Below are 14630 nucleotides of genomic sequence, written 5' to 3'. Positions count from 1 at the left end.
GTTGCGTGGCACCTCTTCCGCGGTGGCGGCACACCGGCACAACCTTTCCGTTCGGACCGGGCACTCACGCCACAACGCAGGCTCGCCCCTTGCGGCCATCCTTTCCGTTTCACCGGGACGGATGGACGCATGGACCGCGCGAACCATCGAGGCGAGGCACAGAGGTTCGTACATGGAATGGCAGAACAAGACTCCGTCGACGACAGACGACAACCAGGCGCATGCATCCGGTGACGCCCATGCCGATGATCCGCCGGCACGACCGCGCGCGCTGGTGGCCTTGCACTGGCTGACGGCGCTGTTCCTCGCCATAGCAGCCGCCCTCATCGTGGTACGCGACGAAGTAGACGGCCGCGCGTTGCGCATGTGGCTACTGGAAGGCCATCGTCACTTTGGGCTACTGGTGCTGCTGCCGTTCGTTGTGCGCGCGGCGCTTCGTTTTCGGCTGGGCAAATGGCCGGCCGAGGGCGACACGTCACTGTTGATCCGCTTCGCCGCTGGCTCGACCCATTTGGCTCTGTATGTGCTGCTGTTGATTCAGCCCTTGCTTGGCTGGGTGCTCAGCAATGCGCAGGGCAAACCGGTGCACTTCTTCGGCCTCACGCTGCCCGCCATCGTCGCCAGTGACGAGGATCTTGCCGACAGCCTTACCGATTGGCACCAGGGCGTCGCCTGGCTATTGCTCGCACTGATCACGCTGCATGTGGCCGCTGCGCTCTGGCACCACTTCATGCTGCGCGATCGCACACTTCGCCTGATGCTGCCCGGGCGGCGGCGCTCATGAACAACGCCCACTTCCCCGCGCAAGCCCCGTCGAGACCAGGAGATCTCATGCCGCCTGCCCTAATCCGCCATTGGCGCTTGTGCGCCGCTTATGCCGTCGTTGTCGTGCTATCCATGCTGGCCGGCAACAGCGCGCATGCGGTGCCCGCCTACGCACGCCAGACGGGGTCCGCCTGCGCGGATTGCCACGCAGGTGCGTATGGCCCCGCACTGACGCCTTATGGCATGCGCTTCAAACTCAACGGATACACCGACACGGATGGACAGGGCACCAAGATCCCGGTGGCTGCACAGCTCATCGGCACACGCACCATACCGGAGCGTGGCGACAACACCACACAGCTCACGGAAGCGGATATCTATCTGGCGGGCCGCATCAGCGATCACCTCGGCGGCTTCGTCAAGGTGGAAACGGACAATAACGGCAAGGATCAATTCAGCACCAAGCTCAGCAACCTGGACCTGCGCTTCGTCGCCAAAGATCTGAAGATCGCGGGCAAAGACACCATCGTCGGCGTAAGTATCAACAACAGTCCCGGGTTCGACGACCCTATCGGCGCCCTGCCCAACGCATCGACGCTCGGGCCGCCGGCGATATCCGGCACGCTGCTCAACTTGTCCAGCCCCAACTCGCTCAACAACCGCGTGATCGGTGGCGGCGTGTATGCGCTGTACGACGACAACTGGTACGGCGAGATCGGCACCTACAACGCGATGCCAACCTCGACGCAAGACCACCTGGGCTACAACACCTCCGGTGATCCCGGCCGGCTCAGCGACACGGGTTACTTCCGCTTTGCGTATATGAAAGATATGAAGCGGCAGTTCTTTTCCGCCGGCGTCGTGGCACTCACGACGAAGCGTCAACTACCGCGCAATGCGCAGAGCGACGACATCACCGACCTCGGCTACGACCTGACGTACCAGTTCCTTGGCAATCGCGATCACATTGTGCAGGCGAGCTTTGTGAACATCCTGGAACAACGGAACTATGGCAGCACGCCGACCATCAACGGGCTAGCGGCCAAATCGCACGGGGATGCACACGACCGCACACTCAGCGTGACCTATACCTTCTTGCAGAGCTATGCCCTACAGGTGGCCCACCTGGCAAGCACTGGCACGGAGGATCCCGCGCGCTATCCGCCGTTTGGCACACCGGACAGCACCGCCAACCTGATCAGTCTGTACTGGACACCGTTTGGCAAGGATGACTCGTTCACATCGAAAGCGAACCTGAAGATTGCCGCCACCTGGTTCCGCTTCACGCGCTTCAACGGCGTGAGCGACAACATCTTCGGTGCGCCACCCGGCGTGCCCATGACCCAAGCCAAAGACCTCGATGCTTTTACCTTGAGCGCAAGCGTTGCGTTCTGACACCTGCTGGAGCCTGGACGTGACGATACCCAAGCTGGGGAGAATGGCGCGCAGCGCCTTGATGACGATGATGCTGTTCTACGGCGCAGGCGCCCTGCCCGCACTGGCTGGCGACGCCAGCGCCGGAGCGAGCGTATTCAAGCAGGAATGCGCCGAGTGCCACACCACGAAGCAAGGGCACAACAAGAAGGGCCCCAGCCTGTTCGGCATCGTGGGCCGCCACGCGGGCAGCATCGCCGATTACAGCTATTCGGATGCGCTGAAGAACGCCGACTGGGCATGGACCGAGGACAAGCTGCACTGGTACCTGTCGCAGCCGGCCAAGAAAGCCAACCCCGGAACCAAGATGAAGTACTCGGGGCTCGACGATGCCGGGCAACTCGATGACCTGATCGCCTATCTGCAGTCGAACCACTGATGCGCGGAGGGGCGTCCACGTATACACGGCTCTTTCCGCCCACTAACCTAGGGCGGCACCGACGCGGATCAATCCTGGGACCGATGTTGCACGGCGAGGCTCCTGCCAGCAGTAACCGGCCATGTCCGCCCGCGGCGTTTTCCACGCCGCTTCGCGTGGATGCCTCCCTATCGAGGCGCCGATGAAACAAGGCACCGACCAGCCACCTGCCCGTGCCGACACACACCGGCGACATCAGCTCGCCATCGTGCTGTCGACCTTGCTCGCATGCGCCTGCATGCCATGGGCGGCGCACGCGCAGTCGGGAAATGTCAGCGGCACAGTCGCACTGAGCTCACAGCTCGTGGACCGTGGCCTGGCGGTCACCCCTGACACTGCGGTTCTGCAGGGGGCGGCGTCCTGGGCACTCCCGTCGGGCTGGTCATTCGGCGTCGCCGCCAGCACGGAAGTGCGCAACGCGACGCCGCTCGCTGAAGCGTTCGCCCAGGCTTCCCGCGCCTGGCAGATCGCGCCGGACTGGCAGTTCATCGCCGGCCTTGCCTATTACGATTACCCGGGCCGGGGCAATGGCGCCTTCAACCGCGCCGAAGGCAGCGCCAACTGGATCTATCGCGACGTACTCACCCTGGGGGTCACCGCCCTGGCCCCCACAGGCGGCGACGACCACCGGTTGCGCGGCGCCGCCGACGTGGATTTCCACTGGCCACTGCCCTTCCATTTCTCCGTTTCCGCGGGTGCCGGCTATGCCCAGGCCCAGGTGCCTTACTACCGCGTCTACAACGATGAATACGGCGCTCACCGCTATCGCAACGGCGACCGCGTAAACTCCTATGGGTACGGACACCTCGGGCTTATCTGGGGCCAGGGGCCGTGGCGCGTGGAAGTGGACCGTGTCCTCGTCGACGCGACCCTGCGCCAGGACAACCTAGCCGCCTCGCCCTGGGTCGCGACGATCACGTGGTCGTTTTAGTTCAGTGCAACCATTTCGGTCTTTTCGGGCACCTACCGGGTAACACCCTGCCTTCGCCTCAGCCATGAAAGATGCCGATATCGATGCCGACGAGACAGATCGCCTGCTGCTCCAGCGCACGGCGGCGGGAGACCGCGCGGCACTGGCTACGCTGTACCGCGCCTATCACGGTCGGTTATGCAGGTTCCTGACTCGCCTTACCCGCCGGAACGACGTCATCGAAGAGGTCATCAACGACTGCTTCTGGATCGTGTGGCAGAAGGCCGGCGCCTTCAACGGTGACTCTCGGGTATCGACCTGGATCATCGGCATCACCTATCGCTGTGGCCTGAAAGCGCTACGCCAGCGCGGCGATGAACCAGTGGACGATGAAGGCCTGCCCGAAGATCGCACCCCGGCCTTCGACCCTGGCGAGGACCGCGAACTGCGTGACTGGCTGGGCAAGGCCATGGAGCGCCTGTCGGCTGATCAACGCGTGGTGGTGGAACTGGTTTATGGCGTGGGCCACACGCTGGACGACGTCGCGACCATCATGCAGTGCCCGGTTGGCACCGTGAAGGCGCGGCTGTTCCACGCCAGGGTGAAGTTGCGCAATATCTTGCCGGCACTGGCTGGCGACCCGATCACGCCCAAAGAGAACCGCGTGCCATGAAGTCGACGAAAGATACTGACCAGGACTGTGCCCGGGCGTGGGACGCCATGCCCTGGGTTTTGCAGGACAGTGCCCCTCAGGAGCAAAGCGCCTGGCTCACCGACCACCTTGCGCGCTGCGAAGCCTGCCGCGAGGAGTTCGCTCAACAGAGTCGGCTGCGCCTTGCGCTGGCCCTGCCCACCGGCACCCAGCTTGATCCCGAGGCCGGCCTCAAGCGTCTGATGGGCCGCATCGACGCGAGTGAAGCCAATGAAGCGACGCCTCGGGCGCGCGTTGGCACCTGGCTCACCCGCGCACTGGTGGCCGCCGTGCTGGTACAGGCGGTGGGTATAGGCATCCTCGGCGTGGAACTCTGGTCGTCTGACAGCGGACACTCGCCTTACCGCACATTGAGCAGCCCTGCTCAACCGGTCGCGCCGGGCGCGATTCGCGTGGTTCCCGATACGAACATGAAGCTCGCCGACTGGAATACGTTGCTGCACTCACTGCAGCTCGAGGTGATCAATGGCCCCAATGACGTCGGCGCCTACACCGTGATGCCTACGCATACGTCCACGGTAGAGGTAGCCCTTCAGCAATTACGCACCACGCACGGTATCCGCCTCGCCGAGCCCGTCGCCGCCAGCCCATGAAGTACGCTGCACTGCTGCTCCTGTTCGCCGCCAGCCTGCTGGGGGCCTGTGCGCCTTTGCGCCCGGATCAGCCGACGGGCGCAGCAGTCGATCAAACCACTGCCAATAGCCATGCCATCACTGCGATGAACAGCGAGCGCGACATCGTGCTCGCCGTCGCCAATCCCCAGGACCCGCCACCCACGCACGCGGGCTCCACCATGCTCGGCTATGTCCCTACCGCAAACTACGGTGCCGGGCAGCGCGCCATCTCGGAGCTGCAGGCCATGCGGCAGCACTACGGCTGGCACGAAGTTGTCGGCTGGCCCATCAAGGCGTTGAACCTGTACTGCATCGTGCTCGAGCCGCCGCCCGGCATGACCCGCGACGAGCTGCTCGCCGTGCTGGCCAAGGACGACCGCGTCGCACTGGCGCAACCACTGCAGGATTACAGCGTGTATTCGCAGGCGCAGAACAACGCGCACGAATACAACGACCCCTACGCCAATCTGCAACGCGGCTTTGTCGAAACGGATGCCGCCTTGGCGCACAACGTCAGCCAGGGCGATCGCGTGCATATCGCCATTGTCGACACGGGCGTTGATACCTCGCACCCGGACCTGCAGGGGCGCATTCACGACACCAGCAACGAAGTCGATGACAATGCCCCAGCCTTCAATCGCGATCCGCATGGCACTGAGGTTGCCGGCATTATCGGTGCCGTCGGCGACAACCACGTCGGCATCGTCGGCATCGCTCCTCACTCCATCATCAGTGTCTACAAGGCCTGCTGGTATCCCGCCAACAGCCCCGACGGCGCGCACTGCAACTCGTTTACGCTCGCCAAGGCCCTGGCTGCGATCCTCGACACCGATGCACGCATCATCAACCTCAGCCTGGGCGGTCCATCCGACCCCTTGCTGGACAGACTGCTGAAGCAGTTGCTGGGGCAACAACGCATTATCGTTGCCGCCATGCCACCCGATGGAAGCCATGCAGGGTTCCCCGACAGCGCACCCGGCGTGCTCGTGGTACGCGTCAGCAACGCCTCTAGCGCGCCAGCCGGCGTGCTCAGCGCGCCAGGCAACGACATCCTGACGACCCAGCCAGGCGGGGGATACGACTTCACATCCGGCTCGTCCATGGCTGCTGCACACGTGAGCGGCATCGTTGCGTTATTGCTCTCGCTTTCCCCGAACCTGGATGCCCACGACGTCCACGATCTGCTTTTGCACAGCAGCAGGATGGTGGGTGGCGCACAACAGGTCGATGCCGCAGCGGCGGTCAGTGCGCTTGGCCAAAGCCGCGCCGCTCCGCATCACTGATGCATAACCCCATGCCATCAGGGCCAACGTGAAGCAGATCCCCGAACCGCTCTCCCTCATGCCCGACGTCCATGCCGAACCCGTATCCAGCGGGCCACTGGCGTGGGTGGGCATGGAGGACATCCTCATGCCCATGCGCATCGCTACCGGCCCTGATTCCACACAGCAGGTCATCGGCCGTGTCGACGCCTTTGTCAATCTTGTCCGGAGCGATCAGCGCGGCATCCACATGTCGCGTCTGTACCGTCTTATCGACCAACACCTTGGCGATACACCGCTCGATGCCCGCACGCTGGAGCAGCTGTTGCGCGCCTTCCTGCAATCGCACGAGGAACTTGCCGACCGCGCTCGTATTCGCCTGCATTTTGATCAGGCACTACGCCGCAAGGCACTGCGGAGCGATCTCCACGGGTGGCGCGTCTATCCCGTCACCATCGAAGGCACACTGGACGAACGTGGCCTGGACATCACAGTAGCCACCGAGATCGCCTACTCCTCAACCTGCCCCGCGTCTGCAGCGCTGGCACGGCAAGTGATTCAGCAGCACTTCGAGCAGCGTTTCTCTTCGCAACCCCTAGTGCCCTGCAACGTGGCGTCTGCGTGGCTGGGCAGCGAACAGGGCGTACCCGCCACACCGCATGCACAGCGCAGCATCGCCCACGTCTGGACCCGGCTAGCTCAGGGCACAGCATGGGATGTCGCTGCGCTCGTCGATCGTGTCGAGGCCTCGCTTGGCACGCCTGTGCAGACGATCGTCAAACGTCAGGACGAGCAAGCCTTCGCGCTGGCCAATGGCGGCAACCTGATGTTCTGCGAGGATGCGGCGCGACGAATCCAGCGGGCGCTAGACACGGACTGCAGCATTGCGGACTTTCACGTACGCATCGTGCACCAGGAAAGTCTTCATGCGCACAACGCAGTTGCGTACGCGAGAAAAGAGCAGGAAGTTTCACTACCGCAACGCCAATAGCCTGCCAAGGCCTCTCAACGCGAGTGTGTGCCGTATAGCCAGCACCAACCAGCGACAGCGACTTTCAATTTCCACGATGACATCATGATCGGGAAACGGAAGCCGTGCCGCTGTTGACGGTATCGATCCAGGCATTGATGCGCGCGTCCAGCACGTCCAGTGGCAACGCCCCGCCCCCGAGGATCTCGTCGTGGAAGGCGCGGATATCGAAACGACTGCCGAGCGCCTTCTTTGCGCGCTCACGCAGCTCCAACATCTTCAGCTGGCCAACCTTGTACGCCAATGCCTGACCTGGCCAGGTTATGTAGCGATCAGTTTCGGTCTGAATATCCGCTTCGGCCACGCTGGAGTGGGCGCGAAAGTAATCCACCATCTGCTGTCGCGTCCAATGCTTGTAGTGCACCCCCGTATCCAGCACGAGGCGATCGGCGCGCCACAGCTCTCCTGTGAGGCGGCCGTAGTCCGACAGCGGGTCCTTGTAGAAACCGATGTCTTTGCCCAACTGCTCGGCGTAGAGCGCCCAGCCTTCGATATAGGCGGTGTAGTCCGCCTGTTGGCGGAACGGCGGCAAGCCGGGCAGCGTCTGCGCGATGGAAAGTTGCAGGTGATGGCCGGGAATACCTTCGTGATACGCCACCGATTCCATGTCCACCGTCGTGCGACTGGCATAGTCACCGGTATTGACGTAGAGCTGCCCCGGACGCGAGCCGTCCGGCGTGCCCTGCTGGTACGAGGCAATCTGGAAACCCTTCTCGCGATAGGCTTCCACCGGCACCACTTCCAGCGGTGTCTTGGGCAGCAGTCCAAACAACTTGGGCAATTGTGGCTGCATTTGTGCAATGAAGCCGCGATAGCGATCGAGAATGTCCTCGCGCGATCGCGCATGCACGTTCGGATCGTCTTTTAGCGCTGCGCGAAAGCTCGCCAGGTCGGAATAGCCCTGCGCCTTGGCGATTACTGTCATCTGCGCCTCGATGCGCGTCACCTCCGCCAGTCCCAGTGCATGGATATGCGCGGGCGTTTGCTCGGTGGTGGTCATCTGCTCCACGGCGAAACGGTAGATCTCGTCCCCTCTTGGCAGCTGCCATATACCGGGCTCGCTTCGCCCGTGAGGCGCGTATTCCGTGGACACAAACTGACCGAGTTTGCGATACGCAGGACGCACGTCGTTGTCGATGGCAGCGGTAATCGCCGCCCGCAGGCGTGCCTGATCTGCAGGCGACACGCTGGCCGGGAAATGTTTCAAGGGCGAAGCAAACGCATTATCGGCACCTGTCGGCTTGGCGATGCCGTCAATCTGGACGGCCACCTTTTCCAGCAGGAACCGCGGCGGCATCATGCCGTCATGCATACCCTGGCGGGCAACTTCCGTGGTCTGTTGCAGCACCCGCGGAATCGCCTTCAGACGAGCCAGGTAGTCCTCATATTCCTTGGTGTTGTCGAACGGAATGGAGCTGATCAAGCCAGGCAGCTGCAGCTGTATGCCGTGGTGGTAGTCCAAGGGCATCTCGTACAGCTTCAGGTCGATGGCGCGCAGATCCTGCTTCAGCTGCCGCACCATGAGCTGCTGGTTGAGCTTCTCCTCGTCCGAAAAGCCCTGGGTGTCCACCGCCTCGAAGCGTTTCAGGAAATCCAGGCTAATGGTGCGCTCGCTCTGCACATGCGCCAGTGAGGCATCGCTCCAGCGATCGTTGTAACGCAGGTCACCCAACGTCGTCGCAGACTCGGGACTGGCTTCCAGTTGATGCTGCCATTGCTCGGCCAGCAGCGCGTCGAATGCCTTTACGCGTTGCGATACATCACTGCCCAGCGCCGACATGCCAATGGCGCAACCCAGCAGCCCCGCCATCACCCGCCAACGTTTCATACCCATTCCAATCCCCACTCAAGGCGTCCCCACGTCGGTACCGGAATGGCGCATGGCCAAGCCCTGCTCCATCGAACCCTTCGATACTGACACATGAGGGTTGCCGACACGCTGCCATACCGATACGGCCACGCTGTCGCTACCGGGCTGAGGCGGCACCTGATAGCTCAGCTCGTCACCGGTCAACGTGTACGGGCGCACCTGCGCGGTACTGTTCCATCGCTGGATATAGGACTGGTCAATCTGAAACGTGACCGTGTGCGCCTGGGTATCCAGCTTCACGTGGCCGTAGTGTGTGCTGGCCAGCTCGGCAGGCTTGAACTCCTTGCGCGCACCGTGTTCATCCACAGCGAAGGTCGGTTCGTTGCTGCGAAATACCTGCAGGGAGTATTCACCCTGCGCACCGACGATCAGGATTCCCGTGGGCTTGGATCCAAAGCCGAACGTCTTGCTGCCGTCCTTGTGCAGGTCGTATGCCGACTTCAGGGTCCATGTGCCGGCAAGGGGCGAGGTCATCATGCTTTCCATGGCGAACGCCGAGGAGCTTGCAAGCAGGGTTGATAGCAAAAGTCCGGACAAGACGCGCATGTGACATACCCCGTTGTTAGATGGTCCGCATCCTCAGGGAGCCTCTTTTCCGGTTGACAGGCGATGCGGAATATTTCTGCCATGCGCTTTATCAATACCGCTACACCAGCACGGCGCGCAGCGTGCGGATCGAGCCGTGATGCATTCACATATCACGCCGCGATGACTGAAATATCGTACACGGCCTGTTTCGCCATCCTGCGGCGACTTACCTTCCTCGGCGTACTGATGGGGTTTGCGGAACCAGGCGCGGGAGCGCCGACGGCGGCCAGCTATAGGCCACGCCATCCATTCTGAAAAGAGAGCCGCGCGCATGAAGCAAGAGGACTCGCCAGCAAACAAAGCACCGCCCCAGATGTCACCGTGGTGGGCCGAACCCTCGCCACTGGTTGCCGCTCACGCATCCCTGCTCCTGTTTACGCGGTTGATCGATGCTTTGCGCGATGCGCGACGAAAAGCTCCTGGCGCATCGACAACGGCCCGCGCTGAACCCGATCACCAGCATCACGCCTGAGTCAGGCCTTTGAAAGCCACACTAAGGGTATGCAGCGCGTTGCGTGAACGCCGGTCATGTAGCGCCGTATAGAGCACGGCTTCCTGCGTGGGCAAGTTCGGCAGCGACAGTGTCGGGCCAATGTCGATCGTGCCGCTGGGTGCACTCCGTCGTGCCAGCACTGCCACGGCCAGCCCTGCCGCGGCGGCGGCGCCCACCACCGAAGCGCCCTTGCCCACGAACACTTCCGTCCAGGCAATGCCGGCCTGGTCGAGCGCGTGCACGGCGCCCGCGCGAATACTGCATGACTCACCCTGTGTGGACAGCGGCAGCGGCTGGCCGGCACGGGGCTGCCAGTCTGCAGCGGCGATCCAGGCGAACGATTCGGTAAACAGCGCTTCGCCATTGCGTCGCTGTTCGCGCGCCTGCAGCACCAGCGCCGCGTCCAGCGCGCCCGCCTCGTAGGCCTGGCTGATCTCGCGAGAACCGGCCACGCGAAGCTCGATTACCAAGTGTGGGTCATGATCATTCATGTGTCGCAGCAGCGCGGGCAACTCGCTGCCCACCAATTGGTGGCTGATACCAATGACCATGCGGCGCTTTTCCACATCGAACGAGGCAACCGCCCGATCATGCGCACAAACCAGGTCACGGGCCGCCTCAAGAAAGGCAGCGCCCTCGGAAGAAAGACGCACCTGTCGTGGCGTTCGCTCCAACAGGCGCCGTCCCAATTGTTCTTCCAGGCGCCGTAGCTTGATGCTGACAGCCGATTGCGTACTGTCCAGTGCTTGCGCGGCCCGCGTAAAGCTCTGCAATTCAGCGGTCAGTACGAACGCCTTGACGGCGTCGAGATCGAGCTTTTTCATGATGAACCCGTTGCGTGGCGGATGGCCCAGGATGGCACTCAGCTGGCTTCGTATGCGCCAGACGGTGCTAGTCGCCTAAGCCTTCGCCCAGAATATACGTGCCGCACCTTGCCGTCATGCCTTGAAGGTCAAAGGCATGACGACGGGCGGCGCGTGCCGCAACGAAAAACGCGCCACCTCATGCACGCACGGGCCGCAATCGTGCCGCGTGCGACTTCCACTCAGCAACCTTGGACGTGTTGGAGTGGCAACCAACTCAACGGGGCTTGCGGAACTTCAACACGAATTGGTCCGTATGACCCTTGATCTCCGGCGCGAATATGATCTGTTCGTGGCTGTCCATGGGATTGCCGAGGATGTCGCTGCGTGCCTCCAGCACGAAACCTGCCGCACTTGCCTGGGCGATGACGACTGCCGGGTCGATGCGGTGCAGACTCTTGGCTTCAGGCTCGCCTGAGCCCGCTTTGGCCACATGGTCCGTCACCAGGTAGATGCCACCGGGCTTCAACGCCTTGAAAGCGGCAACGTCCATGATGGCCGCCTCCTGAGCGCCGGTTGTGCCGGGCACGGCGAAAACGCTGACGGCGCCGTAGACGTCATGGTAATTCTGCGATGTCCAGACCACGTCCAGCGGTTCGTCGCCGCCAATCTGATCATAGGGTCGGATGGCAAGCGTGACATTGCTGTACGCCGGATCGGCAGCCAGCGCCTTGATACTGTCGAGCTTCTTTGCAGCGCCTTGGGCAACGCTGGCCGGAATGACGGCGTACACATGCCCTTTCGGCCCAACGACCTTGCTGAAGATGCGCGTGAAATAGCCGCCACCAGGAAGCAGGTCAGCCACTTTGTCACCGGGCTTGATCCCCGCCAAGGCGACCAATTCAGCCGGTTTGCGATCACCATCCCGCGCTGTATCGACATCAGGCCTTGCATGATCGGCAACCGCCGCGGACACATACGCCGGCAGCGTGGGTGCGTCGGCGTGAGCCAGCGTGGTGGCGACAAACAACAGGGAACCGAACAACAAGAACTTGTTCATGGATCGTATCGCTCCGGAAGCGTGGGGTTGAAGTGTTTGCACCGAATCAGTTTCTCAGGCGACGCCACACCATGACGCCGCGCGCATCCGCCGACGTACCACCGGACGGCTTATCCAAGGCGTAGGTCAGCTGGTCGCCCTGAAGCTGATAAGCGGCATCGGTATCCCTGTCGTCCCAATACGGGGATGACGCGCGTGCGATGTGCGTGTGCAGTTGTGCGCCATCAGCACGTATCCAGCCGTAGTTCGAGCTGACATCCATGGACGCCGCCCGATAGTCGGCGGACATGCTCGTGGACGTGTCATTGGCAGCGGCGCGTCCGTGCTCATCCCGAACGATCTGCATCACGTAATGCCCCTGGCCATCGATGATCCACAACCCTTCCGGGCTGGGTCCGTACGGTTCCGCGAGCCGGCCATCCGGATAGACGCTGTCACAGCGCACCAGGACCCACGTTCCCACCAGCCACGCGGGCACACCGTCGCGTGTGGCCAGGGGTGTCTCGGAGCGAGTGGGCGCCGTGTCCGCGCGTTGCACCGCTTTCTCAAAATCCGTCGCGCCGGCCACAACGCCGTGCGAGAGCGTCAGCCCCAGGAAACAAAGCGCGGAAATCCATGGGTATCGATGCATGACGGTCGCCGGGGCACGTAAGGCAATGACCGAGCGTAGCCGGCCATCCCGGGGCGATAAATCCATCGAACACGTATTTCAGTCATTGCGAAACAACATGACTGCACCGGCCATGGATGGCTACATCGACTAGCCGCCCGACGGAGGCTTCACAGTGCCTCCCTGCCCTTTACTCACATAGCGCGCTATATCCACGATAACTCATGCGTGAGGAGTGAGCGCGGGAGCGCTGGAAAAACCCCCGCTCTTATTCGCCCCAATACGTCACCTTGGATGAAAGGATCAGTCAAATCCCTTCTGCACCTGAACCCACAGCCTGGACTTCGTGTCGACGTTGCGCAGAATCTCCGGCGTGTTACCGATGGGCTTGGCGACCGAGGCCATGGCCATCCAGCCATTGGCTCCCGCCCAATGCAGGCCGATACCCGCACTGCTGAGTCGACCGCTGTTGATGCCCTGGGTGAAGGGGTTCTTGTAGACCTCGACGCGGCCAGTATCGGCAAACAGTGACGCCTGCCACCGCCCCGGCACGCCGGTCACACTGAAGTCGTGCCGGAACTCTGCGGTGAACAGATTGCCCTGCGAGCCGGCGAGCACGCCCGTGTCATAACCACGAACCGTATTGGAGCCACCAAGAAAGAACTGTTCCGACGTATCCAGGTTCTTGTTGGCCCACTGCTGCGTGTAACCGGCATAGATGGCGTCATTGGCGCCCAACTGCTGCAGGCGGGACACCGACAGGCCGTACTTGGTATACGAGCCCTGGGTGCGCGAAGTCAGCATGTCGATGAGCTCGGCCAGGTCGTTGGTATAGGTGATCTTGCCCCGCGAACCGCTGATGTTGAAGTTGGTCACGCCATGGTCGTCGCGCTGATCGCCGGCAAGGGTGGCTACCCACACATTGGCCTGACGATCGTTGTCGATCATCACCACGCCGATATCGTCTTTCAGCAGCTTGTGGTCGAACTCCAGCTGCCCATACAGATTGCCCGCGGTGTTGCGGATGATGGGCTGCGTCAACGTCACGCTGCCGACCAGCGCAGATCCGTACGCGTCGAGCGGCGCAAGATCATCGCCCAGATGGTAATGCAGTGACGACACACCCACGCGCAAGGTGGTGCCCTGGCCGTTGAGCAGATAGCGATAGCCACCTTGCACGTAGTTCATGCCGCCGCCCGAGCTCACTGCGCTGACATCCAGCAGATCGCCACGATGCAGCAGACCATTCACGTCGAAGTTGCCAGTAAGGCGTGCTCGGCCGGTATAGGCGTTGCCGAAGTCGTCCATGCCCAGGGTGCCCGTGTAACGGGGCGCCGAGGTCACGTCGACGACAAGGTCCGAGGTGCCCGCCTCATCGCCCGGCCTGATCGCCGAACTGGCCTGCGCACCCGGAATGTCCGAGAGCAACAACAGGCTACGTTCCAGCGCGTAGTTGGATACCGGCTGCCCTGCCTGCAATGGGGCCAGAGTCGCCTGGAGAGTGTCCTGCTTCACTGCGCTGTCGTTCTGCAGCACGATCTTGCCGTACCGAGCTTCGACTACCGCGAGCTTCACTATGCCATCGCTCAGGGTCTGGGCCGGCACGTAGACGCGCACCAGAGGGTATCCCGCCTTCAAATAAGCGGTGCTGATGCGATCAGCCAGGCCGTCGAGATCCGTCAGCGTCAGTTGCCTGCCTTCGCTATCGGCGACGAGTGCATGCAGCTTGTCCGTGGACAGCAGGCTATTGCCCACGATCTGGATGCCTTTGACCAGGAAAGCATGCGAGTCGCCCGCAGGCCGATGCTCCGAGCGCAGCATCCGCAGATCGAGATCCGATGGCGGTACCGTCGCGGGTTGCTGCGGCACTTGCTGCAGCAGCAACCCGGCGTTGGGCAACTGCACCGGCGCGCCTGGAAATGCTTGCTGGGCGCTCGCTACACCGGACAGCGCCAACGACATCATGGTGACCAGCGCGCCCAGGCGCGGTGCGGAATAAGACTTGGTATTCATGAGTTCCATTCGAAAACAGTTGACTGACGAAAGACGCGGTGTCGAAGA

At 62.4% G+C, this 14630-nt stretch carries 14 protein-coding genes; 8 read left to right on the top strand and 6 right to left on the bottom strand.

The features are described 5' to 3' along the window. Positions 1-172: 172 nt before the first annotated feature. The 8 genes from DYST_RS03110 to folE2 all read left to right on the top strand — a co-directional run bounded on the left by DYST_RS03110 (position 173) and on the right by folE2 (position 7106). Entirely contained in the window at positions 173-784 is a 612-nt protein-coding gene (locus tag DYST_RS03110; RefSeq protein WP_239949968.1) for a cytochrome b, read from the top strand. Positions 785-831: 47 nt separating this feature from the next. Continuing rightward, on the top strand, positions 832-2160 hold the full coding sequence (locus DYST_RS03105; RefSeq protein WP_428993953.1) for a cytochrome C: 1329 nt from the start codon (positions 832-834) through the stop codon (positions 2158-2160). Positions 2161-2230: 70 nt separating this feature from the next. Further along, entirely contained in the window at positions 2231-2578 is a 348-nt protein-coding gene (locus DYST_RS03100; protein WP_239952063.1) for a c-type cytochrome, read from the top strand. A gap of 181 nt (positions 2579-2759) precedes the next feature. After that, positions 2760-3548, top strand: a complete 789-nt coding sequence (locus tag DYST_RS03095; protein WP_239949967.1) for a TorF family putative porin — start codon at positions 2760-2762, stop codon at positions 3546-3548. Positions 3549-3612: 64 nt separating this feature from the next. Continuing rightward, on the top strand, positions 3613-4200 hold the full coding sequence (locus DYST_RS03090) for a sigma-70 family RNA polymerase sigma factor (RefSeq protein WP_102303282.1): 588 nt from the start codon (positions 3613-3615) through the stop codon (positions 4198-4200). Continuing rightward, the gene (locus tag DYST_RS03085) at positions 4197-4832 is read left to right on the top strand and encodes an anti-sigma factor family protein (protein ID WP_239949965.1); all 636 of its coding nucleotides are present in this window, start codon (positions 4197-4199) and stop codon (positions 4830-4832) included. Before DYST_RS03090 ends, DYST_RS03085 begins: the two co-directional genes overlap by 4 nt. Next, positions 4829-6136, top strand: coding sequence for a S8 family serine peptidase (locus tag DYST_RS03080; RefSeq protein ID WP_239949963.1), 1308 nt, complete (start codon positions 4829-4831; stop codon positions 6134-6136). The genes DYST_RS03085 and DYST_RS03080 overlap by 4 nt, the downstream gene beginning before the upstream one ends. A gap of 28 nt (positions 6137-6164) precedes the next feature. Next, positions 6165-7106 carry a GTP cyclohydrolase FolE2 gene (gene folE2, locus DYST_RS03075; RefSeq protein WP_239949961.1) on the top strand — a complete coding sequence of 314 codons (942 nt, stop codon included), beginning with the start codon at positions 6165-6167 and terminating at the stop codon, positions 7104-7106. Positions 7107-7188: 82 nt separating this feature from the next. On the opposite strand, the gene DYST_RS03070 is transcribed toward folE2, so the two are convergent. The 6 genes from DYST_RS03070 to DYST_RS03045 form a co-directional block, all read right to left on the bottom strand. Further along, entirely contained in the window at positions 7189-8973 is a 1785-nt protein-coding gene (locus DYST_RS03070) for a DUF885 domain-containing protein (protein ID WP_239949959.1), read from the bottom strand. 18 nt (positions 8974-8991) lie between these two features. Beyond that, a complete protein-coding gene (locus DYST_RS03065) occupies positions 8992-9501 on the bottom strand; it encodes a lipocalin-like domain-containing protein (RefSeq protein ID WP_239949957.1) in 510 nt (169 codons plus the stop codon). Between the two features lie 564 nt (positions 9502-10065). Further along, entirely contained in the window at positions 10066-10920 is an 855-nt protein-coding gene (locus DYST_RS03060) for a LysR family transcriptional regulator (RefSeq protein ID WP_239949955.1), read from the bottom strand. A 256-nt stretch (positions 10921-11176) separates the two neighbouring features. Continuing rightward, positions 11177-11959 carry a class I SAM-dependent methyltransferase gene (locus DYST_RS03055; protein ID WP_239949953.1) on the bottom strand — a complete coding sequence of 261 codons (783 nt, stop codon included), beginning with the start codon at positions 11957-11959 and terminating at the stop codon, positions 11177-11179. 46 nt (positions 11960-12005) lie between these two features. After that, positions 12006-12590: a lipocalin-like domain-containing protein gene (locus DYST_RS03050; protein WP_239949951.1), complete on the bottom strand. Its 585-nt coding sequence runs from the start codon at positions 12588-12590 to the stop codon at positions 12006-12008. A 282-nt stretch (positions 12591-12872) separates the two neighbouring features. Further along, on the bottom strand, positions 12873-14582 hold the full coding sequence (locus tag DYST_RS03045; protein WP_239949950.1) for a ShlB/FhaC/HecB family hemolysin secretion/activation protein: 1710 nt from the start codon (positions 14580-14582) through the stop codon (positions 12873-12875). Positions 14583-14630 lie beyond the last annotated feature (48 nt).

It is taken from the genome of Dyella terrae, assembly GCF_022394535.1.
In the GTDB taxonomy this organism is placed as follows: domain Bacteria; phylum Pseudomonadota; class Gammaproteobacteria; order Xanthomonadales; family Rhodanobacteraceae; genus Dyella.
The sequence above is the reverse complement of the archived record's forward strand: the minus strand, read 5'-3'. Positions and strand labels throughout refer to the sequence as shown.

Excerpts from the sequence above, each read along its gene's own strand:
- DYST_RS03065 (WP_239949957.1), bottom strand. The coding sequence starts at position 9,501 with ATGGAAAGCATGATGACCTCGCCCCTTGCCGGCACATGGACCCTGAAG.
- DYST_RS03095 (WP_239949967.1), top strand. The coding sequence starts at position 2,760 with ATGAAACAAGGCACCGACCAGCCACCTGCCCGTGCCGACACACACCGG.
- DYST_RS03060 (WP_239949955.1), bottom strand. The coding sequence starts at position 10,920 with ATGAAAAAGCTCGATCTCGACGCCGTCAAGGCGTTCGTACTGACCGCT.
- DYST_RS03045 (WP_239949950.1), bottom strand. The coding sequence starts at position 14,582 with ATGAATACCAAGTCTTATTCCGCACCGCGCCTGGGCGCGCTGGTCACC.
- DYST_RS03100 (WP_239952063.1), top strand. The coding sequence starts at position 2,231 with ATGCTGTTCTACGGCGCAGGCGCCCTGCCCGCACTGGCTGGCGACGCC.
- DYST_RS03110 (WP_239949968.1), top strand. The coding sequence starts at position 173 with ATGGAATGGCAGAACAAGACTCCGTCGACGACAGACGACAACCAGGCG.
- DYST_RS03090 (WP_102303282.1), top strand. The coding sequence starts at position 3,613 with ATGAAAGATGCCGATATCGATGCCGACGAGACAGATCGCCTGCTGCTC.
- DYST_RS03050 (WP_239949951.1), bottom strand. The coding sequence starts at position 12,590 with ATGCATCGATACCCATGGATTTCCGCGCTTTGTTTCCTGGGGCTGACG.
- DYST_RS03105 (WP_428993953.1), top strand. The coding sequence starts at position 832 with ATGCCGCCTGCCCTAATCCGCCATTGGCGCTTGTGCGCCGCTTATGCC.
- DYST_RS03055 (WP_239949953.1), bottom strand. The coding sequence starts at position 11,959 with ATGAACAAGTTCTTGTTGTTCGGTTCCCTGTTGTTTGTCGCCACCACG.
- DYST_RS03070 (WP_239949959.1), bottom strand. The coding sequence starts at position 8,973 with ATGAAACGTTGGCGGGTGATGGCGGGGCTGCTGGGTTGCGCCATTGGC.
- DYST_RS03080 (WP_239949963.1), top strand. The coding sequence starts at position 4,829 with ATGAAGTACGCTGCACTGCTGCTCCTGTTCGCCGCCAGCCTGCTGGGG.
- DYST_RS03085 (WP_239949965.1), top strand. The coding sequence starts at position 4,197 with ATGAAGTCGACGAAAGATACTGACCAGGACTGTGCCCGGGCGTGGGAC.